This window comes from Flavobacterium sp. 20NA77.7 (assembly GCF_031326205.1).
In the GTDB taxonomy this organism is placed as follows: Bacteria; Bacteroidota; Bacteroidia; order Flavobacteriales; family Flavobacteriaceae; genus Flavobacterium; species Flavobacterium nakdongensis.
In genome coordinates this window covers 83,659-102,535 of sequence record NZ_CP133721.1, presented here as the reverse complement: position 1 = coordinate 102,535, position 18,877 = coordinate 83,659, and the positions used below count along the sequence as shown (strand labels likewise).

General features: G+C 31.7%; 14 protein-coding genes. 7 read left to right on the top strand and 7 right to left on the bottom strand.

Going from position 1 to position 18,877, the window contains the following annotated elements; translation table 11 throughout:
• Positions 1-79: 79 nt before the first annotated feature.
• Complete coding sequence (kbl, locus tag RF683_RS00440; protein ID WP_309532273.1) at positions 80-1,270, bottom strand: glycine C-acetyltransferase; 1,191 nt, start codon at positions 1,268-1,270, stop codon at positions 80-82.
• A gap of 18 nt (positions 1,271-1,288) precedes the next feature.
• Positions 1,289-4,435: a UvrD-helicase domain-containing protein gene (locus tag RF683_RS00435; RefSeq protein WP_309532272.1), complete on the bottom strand. Its 3,147-nt coding sequence runs from the start codon at positions 4,433-4,435 to the stop codon at positions 1,289-1,291.
• Between the two features lie 107 nt (positions 4,436-4,542).
• On the opposite strand from RF683_RS00435, the gene RF683_RS00430 reads away from it, so the two are divergent.
• The 4 genes from RF683_RS00430 (at position 4,543) to tyrS (ending at position 11,292) form a co-directional block, all read left to right on the top strand.
• Positions 4,543-5,151: a superoxide dismutase gene (locus RF683_RS00430; protein WP_309532271.1), complete on the top strand. Its 609-nt coding sequence runs from the start codon at positions 4,543-4,545 to the stop codon at positions 5,149-5,151.
• A gap of 108 nt (positions 5,152-5,259) precedes the next feature.
• The gene (locus RF683_RS00425) at positions 5,260-7,479 is read left to right on the top strand and encodes a carboxypeptidase-like regulatory domain-containing protein (protein WP_309532270.1); all 2,220 of its coding nucleotides are present in this window, start codon (positions 5,260-5,262) and stop codon (positions 7,477-7,479) included.
• A 62-nt stretch (positions 7,480-7,541) separates the two neighbouring features.
• Positions 7,542-9,962, top strand: coding sequence for an efflux RND transporter permease subunit (locus RF683_RS00420; protein ID WP_309532269.1), 2,421 nt, complete (start codon positions 7,542-7,544; stop codon positions 9,960-9,962).
• A gap of 25 nt (positions 9,963-9,987) precedes the next feature.
• Entirely contained in the window at positions 9,988-11,292 is a 1,305-nt protein-coding gene (tyrS, locus tag RF683_RS00415) for a tyrosine--tRNA ligase (protein WP_309532268.1), read from the top strand.
• A gap of 263 nt (positions 11,293-11,555) precedes the next feature.
• Here tyrS and RF683_RS00410 read toward each other — a convergent pair whose 3' ends face one another.
• The 5 genes from RF683_RS00410 to purN all read right to left on the bottom strand — a co-directional run bounded on the left by RF683_RS00410 (position 11,556) and on the right by purN (position 16,149).
• On the bottom strand, positions 11,556-13,454 hold the full coding sequence (locus RF683_RS00410; RefSeq protein ID WP_309532267.1) for an amidophosphoribosyltransferase: 1,899 nt from the start codon (positions 13,452-13,454) through the stop codon (positions 11,556-11,558).
• A 106-nt stretch (positions 13,455-13,560) separates the two neighbouring features.
• Positions 13,561-14,487, bottom strand: a complete 927-nt coding sequence (locus tag RF683_RS00405) for a PfkB family carbohydrate kinase (RefSeq protein ID WP_309532266.1) — start codon at positions 14,485-14,487, stop codon at positions 13,561-13,563.
• Between the two features lie 88 nt (positions 14,488-14,575).
• Positions 14,576-15,034 carry an SsrA-binding protein SmpB gene (gene smpB, locus RF683_RS00400; RefSeq protein WP_309532265.1) on the bottom strand — a complete coding sequence of 153 codons (459 nt, stop codon included), beginning with the start codon at positions 15,032-15,034 and terminating at the stop codon, positions 14,576-14,578.
• A 51-nt stretch (positions 15,035-15,085) separates the two neighbouring features.
• Positions 15,086-15,565 carry a ribonuclease HI gene (gene rnhA, locus RF683_RS00395; RefSeq protein WP_309532264.1) on the bottom strand — a complete coding sequence of 160 codons (480 nt, stop codon included), beginning with the start codon at positions 15,563-15,565 and terminating at the stop codon, positions 15,086-15,088.
• Positions 15,566-15,567: 2 nt separating this feature from the next.
• On the bottom strand, positions 15,568-16,149 hold the full coding sequence (purN, locus tag RF683_RS00390; protein WP_309532263.1) for a phosphoribosylglycinamide formyltransferase: 582 nt from the start codon (positions 16,147-16,149) through the stop codon (positions 15,568-15,570).
• A 238-nt stretch (positions 16,150-16,387) separates the two neighbouring features.
• Between purN and RF683_RS00385 the strand changes: the two genes are divergently transcribed.
• From RF683_RS00385 to rnc, 3 genes are all read left to right on the top strand, one after another.
• Positions 16,388-16,624, top strand: a complete 237-nt coding sequence (locus tag RF683_RS00385; protein ID WP_188621718.1) for an acyl carrier protein — start codon at positions 16,388-16,390, stop codon at positions 16,622-16,624.
• 199 nt (positions 16,625-16,823) lie between these two features.
• A complete protein-coding gene (gene fabF / locus RF683_RS00380; protein WP_309532262.1) occupies positions 16,824-18,077 on the top strand; it encodes a beta-ketoacyl-ACP synthase II in 1,254 nt (417 codons plus the stop codon).
• Positions 18,078-18,080: 3 nt separating this feature from the next.
• Complete coding sequence (gene rnc, locus RF683_RS00375; protein WP_309532261.1) at positions 18,081-18,833, top strand: ribonuclease III; 753 nt, start codon at positions 18,081-18,083, stop codon at positions 18,831-18,833.
• Positions 18,834-18,877 lie beyond the last annotated feature (44 nt).

Genomic DNA, 18,877 nt, shown 5'->3' with positions numbered 1-18,877 from the left:
AAAAGTAAGACGTTTTTTGTAATCCGCAAAACAATTGTGTATTTTTTCCTTATTTTAAAAGATATTTGCGCGATTTAGGTTAAATAACTCCTAATTTTTTACCTACAATAGTAAACGCTTCAATTGCTTTGTCTAAATGTATTTGTGTGTGTGCTGCTGAAAGTTGCACTCTAATTCTTGCTTTTCCTTTAGGAACAACTGGAAAAAAGAAACCAATTACATAAATACCCAAGTGCAATAATTCATCTGCCATTTCTTGAGATAATTTGGCATCATATAGCATAACAGGTACAATTGCAGAATCTCCATCAATTATATCAAACCCTGCATTCTTCATACCTGATTTAAAATAATTGGTATTCCACTCTAATTGGTCACGTAATTTTGTGTCTTTTTTTAACAATTCAAACACTTTTAAAGATGCGCCCACTATGGCTGGAGACAATGAATTTGAAAATAAATAAGGTCTAGACCTTTGTCTTAAAATTTCAATAATTTCTTTTTTTGCTGTTGTATAGCCTCCCATTGCACCTCCCAATGCTTTACCTAATGTTCCTGTAATTATATCTACACGCCCCATCACGCCTTTTGCTTCTAAGGTTCCTTTTCCTGTTTTACCAATAAATCCAGCGGCATGACATTCATCTACCATAACAAGGGCATCATATTTGTCTGCTAAATCACAAATTTTATCTAAAGGAGCGACCAAGCCATCCATTGAGAAAATACCATCAGTTACAATCAACTTAAAACGATGGCCTGCTTGTGTGGCTTGTATTAATTGTTGTTCTAAATCTTCCATGTTATTATTCTCATAGCGGTAGCGCGCCGCTTTACACAACCTTACGCCATCAATAATTGAAGCATGATTTAAACTATCGGAAATAATACAATCTTCCTCTCCTAATAAGGGTTCGAAAACGCCGCCGTTAGCATCAAAAGCTGCTGCATATAAAATAGTATCCTCAGTACCATAAAAATCAGCAATTTCTTTTTCTAATTGTTTATGAATATCTTGTGTTCCACATATAAATCGAACAGAAGACATACCAAAACCATGAGAATCTAAAGCGTCTTTTGCTGCTTGAACCACTTCTGGATGTGAAGAAAGGCCTAAATAATTATTTGCACAAAAATTTAATACCGTTTTACCGTTAACAGTTATTTCTGCACCTTGTGGAGACGTAATAATACGTTCTTTTTTATACAGCCCATTTTCTTCAATGGTAGTTAACTCGTTTTGTAAATGTTGTTTGATTTTCCCGTACATAGTATTCTTTTATTTTCACTACAAATGTATTATTTTTATATCTTCATCAATATAAACCAATATTTTTTTTGCGACTTTAACATTCATTTTTTCTATAATTCGTGCATAATTATTGAGTTGTCTTTCGTGTTTTTCTTGGTAATCTCCTGTTTTATAATCTAAAATAAACGCTTGATTTTCATGAATAACTACTCGGTCTGGTTTTACATTTGGTTCTCCATTTGAAACAATTGTTCGTTCGTTAAGTACCAAATAATTTTCATTGAAAAACTCTAACAAATCGGGGTGGTTTACTATTTTTAACACCTTTTCTTCAACAATTTCTTTTTGTGAATCAAGCAATACGCCTTCTTCAACAGCTTTATGTATTGCAACTTCTATGGCTGTCTTTGACGTAATATTTGCCATAATTTCATGTAAAATATTTCCAAAAGCAATAGCCTCTTGTTGATGTGTCCCCCACATTAACGCTTCCTTTTTTGCGATTTTAACAGAACTAAAATCTAAATGCTCCGCGACGTTTTGAATTGTTTGTTGATTTTGTAAAAATGGTTCGGGTGTTGAAATTCGTGTAGGATTTCCAAATACATATAAGTATTGTTGTGGATTAAATAGGCTTTTTTGTGTTAAATAACTCGTAAAAAATGAAGATAGCGCATTTTGATTTACTAATTCCCCTTCTTTGTTTACTTTAAAACTAGATATAATGTGCAATTGTTCTTTAGCTCTTGTTAAAGCGACATATAAAACGTTTATTATGTCTAATAGCTCCTCTTGTGTTTTTATGTCATACACTTCTTTAGTCTGTGTATTAATTTGTTCCAACTTTTTATTTTTCTGTACTAAAGATTGTGACAACCCTATGTCTGTTTCATCTAATGGAATCCATACTTTAGGATCAATGGGTCTTAAGTTATCATCTGCGAAAGGATAAATAACTACTGGAAATTCCAGTCCTTTCGATTTATGAATAGTCATTATACGTACAGCCTCAACACCATCAGGAGAAGGAATACTTTGTTTAAACCCTGTTCGTTCCCAATATTCTAAAAAATCGGTAATACTAGATTGATATTTCATATCTCTTTCAAGTACTAAGTCCAAGAAATACTGCACGTATGAACTAGTTGCTTTATGGGTCAAAAAAACAGCAATAATTGTTTCAACCGCTTCATAAAGCGATTTTTTTCGTGCCGCTTCAAATGAAAAGCTATATCCTTTATGAGCTAAAAACACCTCTAAATCTAACTCGTTTAACTCTTTAGCCTCAATTAAAAATTGATGTATTTCTTCTTTTTTAACTGTATTGGAAGCCACAAAATATAACCAATTAATTCGTGCTTCTTGATCAAAAGAGCTATTCAAGAAAGCTAAAAAATTAATGATAAATTTTACTTCTGAAGCATTTTGAATTAAAAGGGTTTCAGATGAAAGAATAGGAATGTTTTTTTCTGTCAAATAATTAGCTAATAATATTCCATGTTTTATTTTTCTTGTCAACAAAACGATGTCTTGATACGTAAACCCTTCTTTAACAACTTTTTCAATTGTTTCAAGCGTTTTGCTTAAGTATTTTTTATCCTTTTCGGTTAGGGCATCGTCTTCAAAATCCTCTTCAAATAAATCATTATCTTCTAAAAACTGAATGGAAACTATGCCTCCCTTTTTAGTAGTTGTTTTTTGTGTAGCTGTGGTGGTATATAAATTTTTATAGGTTTCGTTTGAAAATTCATTGGCAATATTTTCAAAAAAGTCGTTATTAAAACGGATGACTTCATCATAACTCCTATAATTAGTTTCTAAATTTTTTACTTCTTTAACATCATTAGAGAACGGATTTGCTGCGGTGCTTAGCTCTATAAATTGTTCGGCTTTCCCGCCTCTCCACCTGTAAATAGATTGTTTAGGGTCGCCCACAATCATTAACGAACCTCTTGTGCCATCTAATTCTTCACTTGCTAATGCATTATCAATAAGCGGAATGAAGTTTTGCCATTGCATTTCTGATGTGTCTTGAAACTCATCAATAAAATAATGTCTATACCTTTCACCAAGTCGTTCATAAATAAAAGGGGCGGGTTGGTCTTTAATTTGATTATGAATAATGGCATTAAAGTCAGAAATAGACAATACATTTTGTTCAGTTTGCAGTTTTTTATACTCTTGATAAACGGTATTAATTAAAGATAAAGGAACAAGATTTGATGCTACTAATTCATATAAATCAATTTTATAACTTAATGTATATATAATTTTTAATTTTTCTTTCCAAGAAGAACTAAGTGATTCTATGACTTCTTGTTTATTGGACTTTTTTGGTACTTCTATAGCTTTAGTATACACATAATCGTAGTCATCTATTTTTCTTCCATTTTTATTTAAAGCAATTACATGGTTATAGAATGTTTTTCTTGAAAAATCATCAGACGTTAATTGATTGGTTGCAAAATCCTCAAGAATACTTCCAGTAATTTCTTTAATTTTTTGTTTATGACTTTCTGTTTTTTCTTTAATCTTTGAAGTAATTTTACTAAAATCTTCAATTGATTTTTCTTGTAGTTGATTAAAATTAAAAAAATGTTCTTCGACTAACAATAATTTACAAACAGCATATAAATCAAGGGTTACATCCCAATTCTTATCATCATCTGCTTTACTTTTTGCAAAAGAAACTAATACATTTGTTAAATCTTCCTGGTCACCGGCTTTTGCAATTACGGTATCAATTGCATTCCTGAGCAATGTGTCTGTTTCTAAAGTAACATCAAAATTGGCAGGAAGATTTAAATCATGGGTAAATGTTCGTATAATTCTATGTGTAAATTTATCTATTGTAGAAATATCAAAAGCTGCATAATTGTGAATAATTGTTTTTACAATTTTTTTTGTTTTCTCCTTAATTTCTGGCAAACTAATTCCTGTTTCCGTAGAAATTTCCTTCATAAACGAATCCGTTTGATCTGAAACGACCTCTTTGCTAAAGGCAATTAAGCTTTCTACAATTCTAGATTTCATTTCCTCTACCGCCTTATTAGTAAAGGTTATGGCTAAAATACGACGATATTTATCATTTGAAGGTGCGGTTAAGAGTATTTTTATATACTCTTTAGTAAGGGTATAGGTTTTTCCAGAACCCGCCGAAGCGTTATAAACTTTAAAACTCATCTATTTTTTATAAAAAACTTATCTAAACAATTAACTCTTTCTATTTTTATTTCCAAAGTTAAATTTATAAATTTGAAAAAAATAATTAATCCTTAAAATAATATATTATGGCTTTTGAATTACCACAATTACCGTATGCTTATGATACGTTAGAACCACATGTTGATGCAAGAACAATGGAAATTCACCATACTAAGCACCACAATGCTTATACTACAAATTTAAATGCAGCTATTCAAGGCACCGATTTAGAAGGTAAAACCATTGAAAACATTTTAATTAATTTAGACATGAACAACACTGCTGTGCGAAATAATGGGGGTGGATTTTACAACCACAACCTTTTTTGGACTGTTATGTCTCCGGACGGAGGGGGATTGCCAACAGGTGATTTACTAGAAGCTATTGAAAGAGATTTTGGTTCGTTTGAAGTGTTTAAATCAGAATTTGCAAAAGCTGCTGCTACGCGATTTGGCTCAGGATGGGCTTGGTTGTGTGTGCATAAAGGTGGAAAACTTGAAGTATGCAGCACTGCAAATCAAGATTGTCCTTTAATGCCAGGTATTGCTTGTGAAGGAACGCCAATTTTAGGTTTAGACGTTTGGGAACATGCGTATTATCTAAATTATCAAAACAGGAGACCGGATTATATTGAAGCTTTCTTTAACGTAATTAATTGGACAGAAGTTGCTCGAAGATTTGCAGTTGAAAAATAATAACTAAAATAGTAAAAAAGTCGCTAATTAGCGACTTTTTTATTTTTATAACACATCCAAAGAATAATACCTATTTTTGTAGTCTTAATTATTCCCAATATAGTATTGATGCGGTTTCTTATTAGCTATTTTCTGTTGTTTCCTCTTGTGTTTTTTGCTCAAGAAGACTACCCTTCTAAAAAAACAGCCATAGAAACATTAGTTAAAAAAGGAAAAGAACAACAGGCAATTCAAAAGAAAAAACTTCGAAATTTTACGTATTCTTTTTACGAAAAATCGATAATATCTGCACATCCTGATTCAATTAATGGTACAATTGACACTCTTTTCAAAAACAAAAAACACACCAAATTTACCATAGATTCTTCGGGTTTTAAATTTAAAAACTTACTAACGAAGCAACATTTATATCTGCTTGAAAAAGTATCAAATGTTTCTGTTAAAAACACAAACAAAAAAGAAGAAATTTTAGGATTAAAAATGGCAGGATTAAAACAACCCATTTATGAATTAATGGGACAAGAGTTTATCCCTTTTGAATGGAGCAAAAAGCATTTAAAATTTTTAACTTTTACCATTAAAAACCCTTTGTACTTTAGTAAAAATAAGTCCTATTTATTGACTATTGATCCTAATTTTACCTCCAGTATTAAGCTTAATTTTTCAAGTTTAAAAGAACAAAAAAACAACACCGTTTCGGGGTACTTTCTTTTGGACAAAGAAACTTTTGGAATTCAAAAATCTGTTTTTATAATTAAAGGAATTATAAACATTAGAGCAACGACAACCTATTTTTGTGAAAAAACACAAAAAATTTGGTTACCTAAAACACAAAAATTAGAAGTAAATAAAGGCGTTAACAAATATAATATAGCTATTTTAGGGGAAACCATTCGCTTTGAAAACAACAAAAATGGCAACAGCGAAAAATATGATTATACACAAGATTTATTTTTTACGCTTTCGAGAAAATATTTAGACTATACTTTTTTGCCTTCAACAACTACACAACGATATGCAATTCAAATAGCAAAAAATGCCGTTACAAATAATGCTTCCTTTTTACGATTTTTTGAAACAGACACTATAGATTCACGTGTTTTAAACACCTATAAATCATTAGACAGTTTAGTGACCAATGAACGTATTGAACAAAAAATTTATTTTGGGAAAAAATTAATAAACGGGCAAATTCCTATTGGAATATTTGATATTCGAGCTCGTGAATTATTAAAATATAATAATTATGAAGGATTTAGAATGGGTTTAGGATTGTCAACAAATGAAAAATTATTTCACTCTTTTAAACTATTTGGTTATGGTGCTTATGGAACAAAAGACGGTGTTTTTAAGAGTCAAATTGGAGGTTCTTTTCGAGTCTCTAAAAATTCAGACTCTTGGCTAACTAGTTCTTTTACAGATGATTTAACCGAATTTGCAGATATTACATTTTTGGTTGATTCCAAAAAATATAAACTATACGATCCACGCCCTTTTAATATTTCCACGTTTTACAATTATCAAAATTATACGTTTTCTTATGAAACAAAGGCAATACCCACACTTGAAACCGTATTGTCTCTAACAAAATCAAGGGTTAATCCTCTCTTTGAGTATACGTTTATAGCAAATGGAAAACCTTATAAATTATATAATTTGACCTTATTTAACGCTAGTTTTGAATGGTCTCCAAAAAGTAGATTTTTACAAAGCCCGCAACAAATCATAGAAGTGGAAAAAAATTATCCTAAAGTAATTGTACAGCTTACGAAATCGATTCCAAACATATTAGAAAACGAATTAAATTTTACCAAAATAGATTTACGTATCCAACAAGAAACAAAATTTATTTCGGGTCAAAAAACCACTTTTTTATGGCAAGGCGGAATGAGTTTTGGAAACACGCCTCTCTCACATTTATATAGTGTGGCGCCTAATAATTTAGATAAAATTAGATTAATTCAGCGTGTTATATTTGCGAGTAAAACCGCGTTTGAAACGATGTATTTTAATGAATTTTTTTCAGACAAATATGCCTTTTTTCAATTGAAACATTATTTCAACAAACTTATGCTAGCTAAAAATTGCAAACCCACACTAGTATTAGGAAGCAAAGTGGCTTTTGGGAGCTTGTCAAATCCTGAATTGCACCAAGGTCTTGTGTTTAAAACAATGGAAAAAGGTTTTTTTGAAAGCGGGTTAGAATTACAAAATATATTTAAAGGTTTTGGCCTTTCTGCTTATTACCGCTACGGCCCTTACCAACTTGCACGATTTGAAGACAACTTGGCTGTGAAAATTTCTTTTACGCTGAATTTAGGGCTGTAGTCTGTTTTTCTACTTCATATTCTAACAAATATTCTTACCTTTGCCTCTTAATTTTTTTTAGCATGTCAAAGTGGTCAAACACTAGCTTTTGGAATTTTGTTGCACGCCAACTTTTAAGAAACCGTATTTGGGTAATTGTACTAATTGTTGCTTTTACAGTTTTTATGGCTTCCCAATGGAAATACATTCGTTTTACACAAACAGAAGCGAATCTACTTCCAGATGATCACAAAGACAATATAGCTTATGCTAACTTTTTAAAAACTTTTGGCGAAGAAGGTAATGTAATTGTACTGGCCGTTAATAAAGAAGCTGTTTTTACAATTAAAAATTTTAAAGAATGGAACAACATGATGACTTCCATTCAAAAAAACAAAGAAGTTGAACTGGTTGTCTCCTTCAAAGAACTGAAACAATTAGTAAAAAATGACAGCACACAGTCTTTTGAACTTAACCCTTTTATTGATTTTTCAAAAGTAGGCCAAATTAGTTATTTGAATACTAAAAAAGAGACTTTGTTTAAAGAATTGCCTTTCTATGAAAGTTTATTGTTTAACAAAAAGACAGGCACAATACGAAGTGTCATTTATTTAAAAAAGAATATTGTTAACAAACCTGCTCGAAAAGAATTTGTATTAAAAAAATTACTTCCCGCTATTGAAACTTTTAAAGCAAAAACACGTGTTGATTTACATGTTTCGGGAATGCCTTATATTAGAACGCTTAATGCACAAGCTATTATTAGTGAAATAAGTTTGTTTATTGGGGCTACTTTATTCATAACCTCTTTAATTTTTTATTTCTTTTTTAGGTCATTTCGCACTACTTTAATGGCTATTTTTGTTGTACTGATTGGGGTAATGTGGTCGTTTGGATTATTAGGATTGTTGCGCTATGAAATAACCGTTCTTACTGCTTTAGTGCCTTCATTAATTGTAATTATTGGTATTCCAAACTGTATTTTTCTAACCAATAAATACCATCAAGAAGCTAGAGCTCATGGAAACAAAGCAAAAGCGCTTCAACGTGTATTAACCAAAGTGGGAACCGCTACGTTTATTACTAATGTGACAACAGCTGTGGGTTTTGCTACATTCATTATTACAAACAATGATTTACTTAAAGAATTTGGTATTGTTACATCCATAAATATTATGGCTTTGTTTGTACTTAGTTTATTTGTAATACCTATTTTCTTCAGTTACATGCCGATTCCAAAAGAAAAGCATTTGGAGCATTTAGAACGAAATTATTTAGTAGGTTTCAGAGATTGGATTATTAGACAAGTAAAGTACCATAATGTTAAGGTGTATTCTGTAGCTATTATTGTTCTAATTGCAGGAATTATAGGGGTGTATGAAATGAAGATTTCAGGCAGTGTATTAGAAGATATGCCAAAAGGAACTGCTTTTTTTGAAGACATTCGCTTTTTTGAAAAAGAATTCAATGGTGTATTACCAGTAGAGATTATGATTGACACCAAACATAAAAAAGGTGTAATGAAAATGAGTACATTGAAAAAAATGGACGAATTGCAACAAGCTATTGAAGAAATTCCTGAACTTTCAAAACCTGTTTCTGTAGTTAATTTAGTCAAATATGCTAAACAAGCCTACTATAATGGAAATCCTGATTTTTATGCGTTGCCCAATTCACAAGAACAGGCTTTTATTTTGCCTTACTTAAAAAATGCATCAAAAAATACGGCAGATAATCCCTTAAAAACCTATGTAGATAAAACAGGTCGATATGGTAGAATTTCAACTTTTATGAAAGAAGTAGGAACAGACGAAATGAAAAAAATAGAAGAAAAATTAAATGAAAAAATAACTAAATTATTTCCCGAAGAACGTTATACGGTTTCCATTACAGGAAAAGCATTATTGTTTCAAAAAGGAACAAGTTATCTTTTAGACAATCTGATAGAATCTTTAATTTTTGCTGTACTATTAACCGCTGGTTTAATTTTCTTTTTATTCCGTTCGTTTAAAATGATTTTAGTTGCCTTGATACCTAATTTACTTCCTTTACTTTCAACTGCAGGATTAATGGGTTATTTAGGCATTCCTATAAAACCATCAACCATATTAGTTTTTGGAATCGCCTTTGGATTATCTGTTGATGATACTATTCGATTCCTCGCACAATACCGTCAAGAATTAAAACTAAACAATTGGAAAATAAAGAAATCCATTTTTAAAACACTAGAAGAAGAAGGTCCAAGTATGTTTTATACTTCTATTGTATTGTTATTTGGTTTTTCAGTGTTTACCTTATCCGATTTTGGCGGAACAATAGCTTTAGGCGGGTTGGTTTCTATTACACTTTTATTTGGCATGTTGACTAATTTAATTTTATTGCCTAGTTTAGTGCTCTCGTTAAATAAAACCTTGGCAAACCAACAAGAACTAAAAGAACCTACTCTCGACATTATTGTTGATGATGCTGAGATTGAAAAAGAGATTGAAAAAGAACCTATATAAGTTTTGTGAATAAATACGAAATAAAATGAAAAATTTAGTCGAAGAATTACAATGGCGTGGTTTAGTACACGATATTATGCCAGGAACAGAAGAGCAATTACTAAAAGAACCTACTTCTGTATATATTGGTTTTGATCCAACGTCAGATTCTTTACACATCGGTAGTTTAGTACCGATTATATTATTAATGCACTTACGAAATTTTGGCCACAAACCTTATGCTTTAGTAGGTGGTGCAACTGGTATGATTGGTGATCCTTCAGGAAAATCTAATGAGCGTAATTTGTTAGACGAAACAACGTTAAACCATAACGTGGAAGGTATAAAACGTGTACTTTCTAAATTTTTAGATTTTAATGCTACAGATGCACAAGCTCCTGTACTTGTAAACAATTATGATTGGATGAAAGACTTTTCTTTTATTCAATTTGCTAGAGATATTGGTAAACGTATCACCGTTAATTATATGATGAGTAAAGACTCTGTAAAGAAACGATTGTCTGGTGAAACAGGAGATGGTATGAGCTTCACAGAATTTACCTATCAATTAATTCAAGGCTATGATTTTTACCATTTATATAAAACGCACAACTGTTTGTTACAAATGGGCGGTAGCGACCAATGGGGAAACATAACAACCGGAACAGAATTAATTAGACGCATGAGCGTAGATACCGACAAAGAAGGCAAAGCTTTTGCCATGACTTGTCCGTTAATTACTAAAGCAGACGGTTCAAAATTTGGAAAATCTGAAAAAGGGAATATTTGGTTAGATGCGGATAAAACATCGGCTTACGAGTTTTATCAATTTTGGTTAAACACTACAGATGTTGATGCTGAAAAATATATTAAAATTTTTACTTTTTTACCAAAAGAAGAAATAGAATCCCTTATTCTTGCCCATCAAGAAGCGCCACATTTACGCATAGTACAGAAAAAACTTGCAGAAGAATTGACCATCATGATTCATGGTAAAGAAGAATTAGAAAATGCTATTAAAGCTTCATCTATTTTGTTTGGAAATGCTACCACAGAAGATTTAAAATCGTTAAACGAGCAAACATTTTTGGCTGTTTTTGATGGCGTAGACCAAGCTATTGTAGCAAAAAAAGAGATTGAAGCGGGTTATGGAATTATTGAAGCTTTTGCGAGTAATGGTTTTTTAGCTTCAAATAGTGAAGTACGAAGAGCATTAAAAGAAAATGCCATTTCTGTGAACAAACAAAAAGTTACAGAATCGTACACAATTAGCACAGCCGATTTACTTAATGATAAATTTGTATTGTTACAAAAAGGGAAAAAGAATTATTACCTTTTGAAAATAGAATAAAAAAAGATTTTATATTTATTTTAAGAAAGGCTGTTTTGTAAAAGACGGCCTTTTTTATAAAAAGAAAAGTATTTAAAAATAAAAAGGTGAAACCTTAGTTTCACCCTTTTGCCCCAAATCTACCATAAAACTTAACCTACTAATTTTCTGGTAGTACTAAAGTATAACTATTTTTAGATTGCTTGTACAAAAAATTGTTGTACTACTTAAAAAATCGTTAAACTGCATGTTTTTAATTAAAATTACGCTGTTTTATTCCTTTTTTAATACGCTCTAGCATCATTTCCTTCATAAAAATTAATAAAGGCAGTGTTTACCACTCTATTTCCGCCTGATGTAGGATAATCTCCTGTAAAATACCAATCTCCTAGGTTTTTTGGACACGCTTTATGCAAATCTTCAACCTTTTGAAAAATAATTTTAATTTTTGCTTTTATATCTTGTGATGTAAGCATTTCTGCCATTTTATCTGAAATTTGTTCGTCTGTAAATGGGGCATAAATTTCTTTTACATAATTTACAATTTCGGTGTCTTTTAGGCCTTGTTGTGCCTTTGCTTTTTGATACACTTCATCTACAATATGATATTGATTTGTGTCTTTTAAAAGTTCTAATGTAGCTCTAAAAGCTATAAAACCTTCTAATGTACTCATATCAATACCATAACAATCTGGATATCTAATTTGAGGTGCCGAAGAAACAATTACTATTTTTTTAGGGTTTAAACGATCTAAAATTTTAATAATACTTTTCTTTAATGTAGTGCCTCTAACAATACTATCATCTATAATAACTAAATTATCTGTTGGTTTTACTACACCATACGTTACATCATAAACATGTGAAACTAAATCATCTCTACTACTATCTTCAGTTATAAATGTTCGCAATTTTACATCCTTAATGGCAATTTTCTCTGTGCGTACTTTTTCACCTAAAATAGCATTTAATCCTGCTTCGTCTAATGTGTTTCTTCTCTCAATAATAGTTTTTACTTTTTGCTCATCTAGAAATTTTTGAGCTGCTTCGGCCATACCGTAAAAAGAAGTTTCGGCTGTGTTTGGTATATACGAAAACACCGAATTTAAAATGTCGTTATTTATTTCTTTTAACACATTTGGAAAAACATATTTACCTAACAATTTTCGTTCTTGATAAATTTCAGCATCGCTTCCTCTAGAAAAATAAATACGTTCAAATGAACACGCTTTTTTTACTCCCGATTCTCTAATTGTTTCAAAAGAAACCGTTCCGTTTTTCTTAACAATAATAGCATCACCTGCTTCTAATTCTTCCACTTTTTCAAAAGGTACATTAAAGACCGTTTGAATAACTGGTCGCTCCGAAGCCACAACAACAATTTCGTCATCATGATAATAGTATGCTGGTCTTATACCTGCCGGATCTCTTACCACAAAAGCATCTCCATGACCTAGTAACCCAGCCATTGCATAACCGCCATCCCAGTTTTTAGAAGCTCTTTTAAGTATTCGAGCAATATTTAATCGTTCGGCTATTACTGGAGAAGCCTCTTGTTTTGTAAGACCTTCGTTTTTACAATCTAGATATAAATTGGTTACCTCATCATCTAAAAAATGACCTATTTTTTCCATAACAGTAACTGTATCTGCCATTTCTTTAGGATGTTGTCCAACCTCAACTAAATCTTGAAATAGTTCTTTAACATTTGTCATGTTGAAATTTCCAGCCACAATTAAGTTTCTATGCATCCAATTATTTTGACGTAAAAATGGGTGTACACTTTCAATACTATTTTTACCAAAAGTTCCGTATCTCACATGCCCTAAAAAAAGCTCCCCAACATAAGGTATATTTGCTTTTTGTAACGCTACATTATCTTGATACGTAGGATTATTTACTAATTCCTCGTTGATGCGTTGGTTAATTTGGTCAAAAACATCTTGAATAGGTTGAGACTGATTAGAACGAATGCGACTTATGTATCGTTCTCCTGGTTCTACATCAAGTTTTATACTTGCAAAACCTGCTCCATCTTGACCTCTATTATGTTGTTTCTCCATGAGGAGATACATTTTTTGTATGCCATAAAAAGCAGTACCATATTTTTGTTTGTAATACTCTAATGGTTTAAGTAGTCGAAGTAAAGCAATTCCACATTCGTGTTTAATAGCGTCGCTCATTGTTGTTGTGTTTAATTTGAATTTGGGTCAAATTTGGTTTAGTTGCTGTAGTTATTTCTTTGTGTAAAGGTATAAAAAAAGCCCCGAAAAATCGAGGCATATTTTTCTATTCTAATTCTATTTCGAATTGTGTTAATGATTTAAATTGTTGTAATCTACTCAACACTTCTTCTTTTTGCAATTGCTCCATTCTTTGTGTTCCAAATTTTTCTACACAAAAAGATGCTAAATTAGATCCATAAATAATTGCGTTTTTCATGTTTGAAAAAGACGTATCGCCAGTTTGAGCAATGTAGCCCGAAAAACCACCTGCAAAAGTATCTCCCGCTCCTGTTGGATCAAAAACTTCTTCTAACGGTAACGCTGGTGCAAAAAACACTTCTTTGTTATGGAACAATAATGCACCGTGTTCTCCTTTTTTAATCACAACATATTTAGGTCCCATAGTATGAATTTTAGCTGCTGCTTTTACTAATGAATATTCGCCCGATAATTGTCGTGCTTCTTCATCATTAATTGTAATTACATCTACACGTTTCATCACGTCAAGTAATTCGGGTAATGCACAATCCATCCAAAAATTCATCGTGTCTAATACCACTAACTTTGGTTTTTGCGTCATTTGATTCAAAACGCTAGATTGTACCAAAGGATGTAAATTGCCCAACATAACTATTTCAGCATCTTTGTAAGCTTGTGGAACAACAGGATTAAAATCTGCCAGCACATTTAACTCAGTAGCTAGTGTATCACGAGAATTCATGTCATTGTGGTAGCGTCCGCTCCAAAAAAACGTTTTTCCGCCTTTAACCACTTCTATTCCTTCTATATTGATGTTTTTTTGTTGTAATAAATCTAAATATTCTTGTGGAAAATCTTCTCCTACCACAGATACAATCGCCGAATCTACATTAAAAAATGAGGCAGAAAGCCCTATAAATGTTCCTGCGCCTCCTAAAATTTTATCTGTTTTTCCAAAAGGTGTTTCAATAGCATCAAAAGCTACTGTTCCAACAATTAATAATTTGCTCATTTAGTTTAATTTGAAATAAGCGACAAAGATACATTTTAGGCAGTAAAGTTCAAAATGGATTTATAAGGAAGTTAAAAAGAACGCTGTTTTATTTTTTATATTCTTTCTTAATTCTGTCAAGATCTCTTTTTGTGTCTTGCTCTTTTAGAGATTCTCTTTTATCGTAGTTTTTCTTTCCTTTACAAAGCGCAATATCTAATTTTGCCAAGCCTTTATCATTAGTAAACAAACGCAAGGGTATAATTGCTAAACCTTTATTTTGAATGCTTTTGTTTAAACTTTTAAGTTCTTTTTTGTTTAAAAGTAATTTGCGTTCACTTTTAGTTTTGTGATTATAATGTGTGCCAAAAGCATATTCTTCTATATGGGAATTAATCACAAACAATTCTGTTCCATGAAATTCACAAAAACTCTCTGCAATTCCGGCTTTTCCTAAACGAATAGATTTAATTTCGGTGCCTGTTAATACAATTCCAGCCGAATAGGTTTCGAGAATTTCGTAATCAAATTTAGCACGCTTATTAAGTATGTTTACTGTTTTTTGCATCGAGGCAAAGGTATGAACAAAATTAGGAAGATTGCAAATGAAGAAAATTAGTTATAGCAATTTTTCTTCTTCTCTTTCATAAAATGCGTCTACCGCTAATTTTTCTTGTTGAGAAGCCATGACGGCAAGCTGGTCGCAACGCTCATTTTGAGGGTGATTGTTGTGCCCTTTAATCCATTGAAATTTAACTTGATGTTTGCGATACACCTTAAGAAAACGCATCCATAAATCAGAGTTCTTTTTCCCCGAAAAATATTTTTTTTCCCAGGAAAAAACCCATCCTTTTTCTACCGCATCAACTACATATTTAGAATCAGAAACAACCAAAACCTGTGTATTAGGTTTTCTTAATTTTTCTAAACCAACGATTACGGCTAACAATTCCATTCTGTTATTTGTGGTGCGTCTAAATCCTTCATAATACTCTTTTTTATAAGACGAACCTGCTAGCTCTAACAAAACTCCATATCCTCCAGGCCCAGGATTTCCCTTTGCGGCGCCATCTGTATATAAATAAACTTGGTTTTGCATGATTAGCGGTTTGAAAAATTATTTTTACGTAACAAATCTTCGATTATAGATGGAAAATGTTTCATTTCAAGCTCATGTACTTTTTGAGCAATTTCTTCTGCATAAGTACAATTTTCAATGTTAGCTTGGGACTGAAATATAAATTCTCCTTCGTCAAAATGTTCGTTCACATAATGAATAGTTATTCCTGTCTCTTTTTCCTTATTTGCTAAAACTGCCTGATGAACATGCATACCATACATGCCTTTTCCTCCATAATTTGGCAATAATGCTGGATGAATATTAATCACTTTATTTGGAAATTGGTCAATAATATGGGAAGGAAATTTTAGTAAAAAACCTGCTAATATTATTAAATCAGGATCTGTTTTTTTTAATTCATTTAAAACGTCGTCATTTTGCAATGCAGTTTTGGAAAAGACAAAACACGGAACAGAAAATTTTTTAGCTCGTTCTATTACGTTTGCTTGCTCATTATTTGAAAAAACGCCAACTACTTTAACTTCAGCAGAATGATTAAAATAATTCATGATGTTTTCAGCATTCGTTCCATTTCCAGAAGCAAAAAGTACGATTTTTTTCATTTTTATGATGCTTTTTCTCTAATTAGTAGCTTTGAAATCATAGAAAAACTATAAAATTCTACTGTTTTTCATTACGCAAAAGAAAAAAAATAAATTTAAAAATACGCCGAAAAACAAGAAAATTTAAGGTGCTACCAGATTTTTTATAAATTCGTTTGGAGATTTACGTCTAAAAAATGTTGTATTAAAATAAAGTTTTTTATTTTTGCCAACAAATTAAAACTAAAATTACAAGATTATGTCAGACATTGCATCAAGAGTAAAAGCGATTATCGTGGACAAATTAGGTGTTGACGAAAACGAAGTTGTAGCAGAAGCAAGCTTCACTAACGATTTAGGTGCTGATTCATTAGACACTGTGGAACTTATCATGGAATTCGAAAAAGAATTTGATATTCAAATTCCAGACGATCAAGCTGAAAACATTTCTACTGTAGGTCAAGCAATTTCTTACATCGAAGAAGCTAAGAAATAATAACACAATCATCCGTGAGAATCTTTCTCATGGATGTTGTTATTTTGTTTCTGTTTTTAAAAATCTTTTTTATAGATTTGTAAAAACAATTGATTGTATTACAATCATATTAAATAAGACATTATGTAATACCCATTGTTTCTTTTAACTATTCTTAAAAGCACTATGGGTTTTTTTTATATAACTTAAAACTTTTTTTATGCAGTTAAAACGTGTAGTAGTAACAGGACTTGGAGCATTAACTCCTATTGGCAATAACATTGAGGAGTATTGGCAAGGTTTAATTAGCGGAAAAAGTGGCGCTGCGCCAATAACATATTATGATACGGAAAAGCATAAAACTAAATTTGCTTGTGAGGTAAAAAACTTTAATATCGAAGAATATATCGATAGAAAAGAAGCTAGAAGATTAGATAAATTTGCACAATATGCTATTGTTGCCAGTGATGAAGCAATAAAAGATTCTAATTTAGATTTAGAAAAAATTAATAAATATAAAGTTGGTGTGATTTGGGGTGCTGGTATTGGCGGTTTAGAGACTTTTCAAGACGAAGTGCTTTATTATGCAAAAGGAGATGGAACACCAAAATTTAACCCTTTCTTTATTCCAAAAATGATTGCTGATATTGCACCTGCTCATATTTCTATGAGAAATGGGTTTATGGGGCCAAACTATACTACGGTTTCAGCATGCGCTTCTTCGGCAAACGCCTTAATAGATGCATTTAATTACATTCGTTTAGGCATGTGTGATGTTGTAGTTTCTGGCGGATCAGAAGCGGCAGTTACTATTGCTGGAATGGGTGGTTTTAATTCAATGCATGCGTTATCGACAAGAAATGATTCTCCTGAAACCGCTTCAAGACCTTTTGATGCGACCAGAGACGGATTTGTTTTAGGCGAAGGCGCAGGAGCTCTTGTACTTGAAGAATATGAACATGCAAAAGCACGTGGCGCAAAAATATATTGTGAGATTGGCGGAGGCGGAATGTCTTCTGATGCGTATCATTTAACCGCACCACATCCTGAAGGAATAGGCGTTATTGCTGTAATGAAAAATTGTTTAGATGACGCTGGTATGAAACCAGAAGATGTAGACCATATTAATACGCACGGAACTTCTACGCCTCTAGGTGATGTAGCCGAACTAAAAGCAATAAATGCTGTTTTTGGTAAACATGCAAAAACAATTAACATAAATTCGACTAAATCAATGACAGGTCACCTGTTAGGTGCGGCAGGAGCAATTGAATCTATTGCTTCCATTTTAGCGATGAAACACGGAATAATTCCTCCAACAATTAACCATACAACATTTGACGAAAATATTGATGCTTCATTAAATTTAACCCTTAATGTGGCTCAAAAACGCAATATTAAAGTGGCTATGAGTAACACTTTTGGTTTTGGCGGACATAATGCTTGTGTTTTATTCAAAAAATTAGAGGAATAATACATGCGAAAAATCATTAAAAAAATATTTAAAAAGTCCCCTTCTTCTAATCAAGATGGGGTTTTTTTTGATAAAATTAGTGCTATTCTTGGGTTTACTCCTCTAAACTTAAACTATTATGAACAAGCATTTACACATAGATCTACAAATAAAACAGATGCACAAGGAAACCAAATTAACTATGAACGTTTAGAGTTTTTAGGCGATGCCATGCTAGGTAGTGTTATTGCGGCTCACTTGTACAAAGAAGTCCCTACAGGAGACGAAGGCTATTTAACAAAAATGCGTTCTAAAATAGTGAGTAGAGAGCATTTAAATGAATTGGGCAGAGACTTTAATTTAATTCAATTTGTAGAAAGCAAAGTAAGTCCACAACATTTTGGCGAAAACATACATGGAAATATTTTTGAGGCGTTTATTGGAGCTATATTTTTAGACAGAGGGTATGGGTATTGTGAACAATTTATTGCACAAAAAATTATTAAACGATATGTTGATATTTCAAAATTAGAAGGCAAAGTAATTAGCTATAAAAGCTTAATTATTGAATGGTGTCAGAAAGAAAAAATAAACTTCCGATATGACATTTATGAAGACAATGGAAATGAAGGGGGAAAGTTTTTTGGGGTAAAATTATATTTTGACGAACAAGTGGTGGGCAAGGCTAGAGCAACATCCAAGAAAAAAGCCGAAGAAAAAGCATCACAAAGAGCTTACTTTGCTTTTCAAGAAAAAATTTCAAGAAAAAACAATTAAATTTATTAACTAAAACGTTTGAATTTTGTTTTTTGCAATTTAGT

Excerpts from the sequence above, each read along its gene's own strand:
- kbl (WP_309532273.1), bottom strand. The coding sequence starts at position 1,270 with ATGTACGGGAAAATCAAACAACATTTACAAAACGAGTTAACTACCATT.
- RF683_RS00435 (WP_309532272.1), bottom strand. The coding sequence starts at position 4,435 with ATGAGTTTTAAAGTTTATAACGCTTCGGCGGGTTCTGGAAAAACCTAT.
- RF683_RS00430 (WP_309532271.1), top strand. The coding sequence starts at position 4,543 with ATGGCTTTTGAATTACCACAATTACCGTATGCTTATGATACGTTAGAA.
- RF683_RS00425 (WP_309532270.1), top strand. The coding sequence starts at position 5,260 with ATGCGGTTTCTTATTAGCTATTTTCTGTTGTTTCCTCTTGTGTTTTTT.
- RF683_RS00420 (WP_309532269.1), top strand. The coding sequence starts at position 7,542 with ATGTCAAAGTGGTCAAACACTAGCTTTTGGAATTTTGTTGCACGCCAA.
- tyrS (WP_309532268.1), top strand. The coding sequence starts at position 9,988 with ATGAAAAATTTAGTCGAAGAATTACAATGGCGTGGTTTAGTACACGAT.
- RF683_RS00410 (WP_309532267.1), bottom strand. The coding sequence starts at position 13,454 with ATGAGCGACGCTATTAAACACGAATGTGGAATTGCTTTACTTCGACTA.
- RF683_RS00405 (WP_309532266.1), bottom strand. The coding sequence starts at position 14,487 with ATGAGCAAATTATTAATTGTTGGAACAGTAGCTTTTGATGCTATTGAA.
- smpB (WP_309532265.1), bottom strand. The coding sequence starts at position 15,034 with ATGCAAAAAACAGTAAACATACTTAATAAGCGTGCTAAATTTGATTAC.
- rnhA (WP_309532264.1), bottom strand. The coding sequence starts at position 15,565 with ATGCAAAACCAAGTTTATTTATATACAGATGGCGCCGCAAAGGGAAAT.
- purN (WP_309532263.1), bottom strand. The coding sequence starts at position 16,149 with ATGAAAAAAATCGTACTTTTTGCTTCTGGAAATGGAACGAATGCTGAA.
- RF683_RS00385 (WP_188621718.1), top strand. The coding sequence starts at position 16,388 with ATGTCAGACATTGCATCAAGAGTAAAAGCGATTATCGTGGACAAATTA.
- fabF (WP_309532262.1), top strand. The coding sequence starts at position 16,824 with ATGCAGTTAAAACGTGTAGTAGTAACAGGACTTGGAGCATTAACTCCT.
- rnc (WP_309532261.1), top strand. The coding sequence starts at position 18,081 with ATGCGAAAAATCATTAAAAAAATATTTAAAAAGTCCCCTTCTTCTAAT.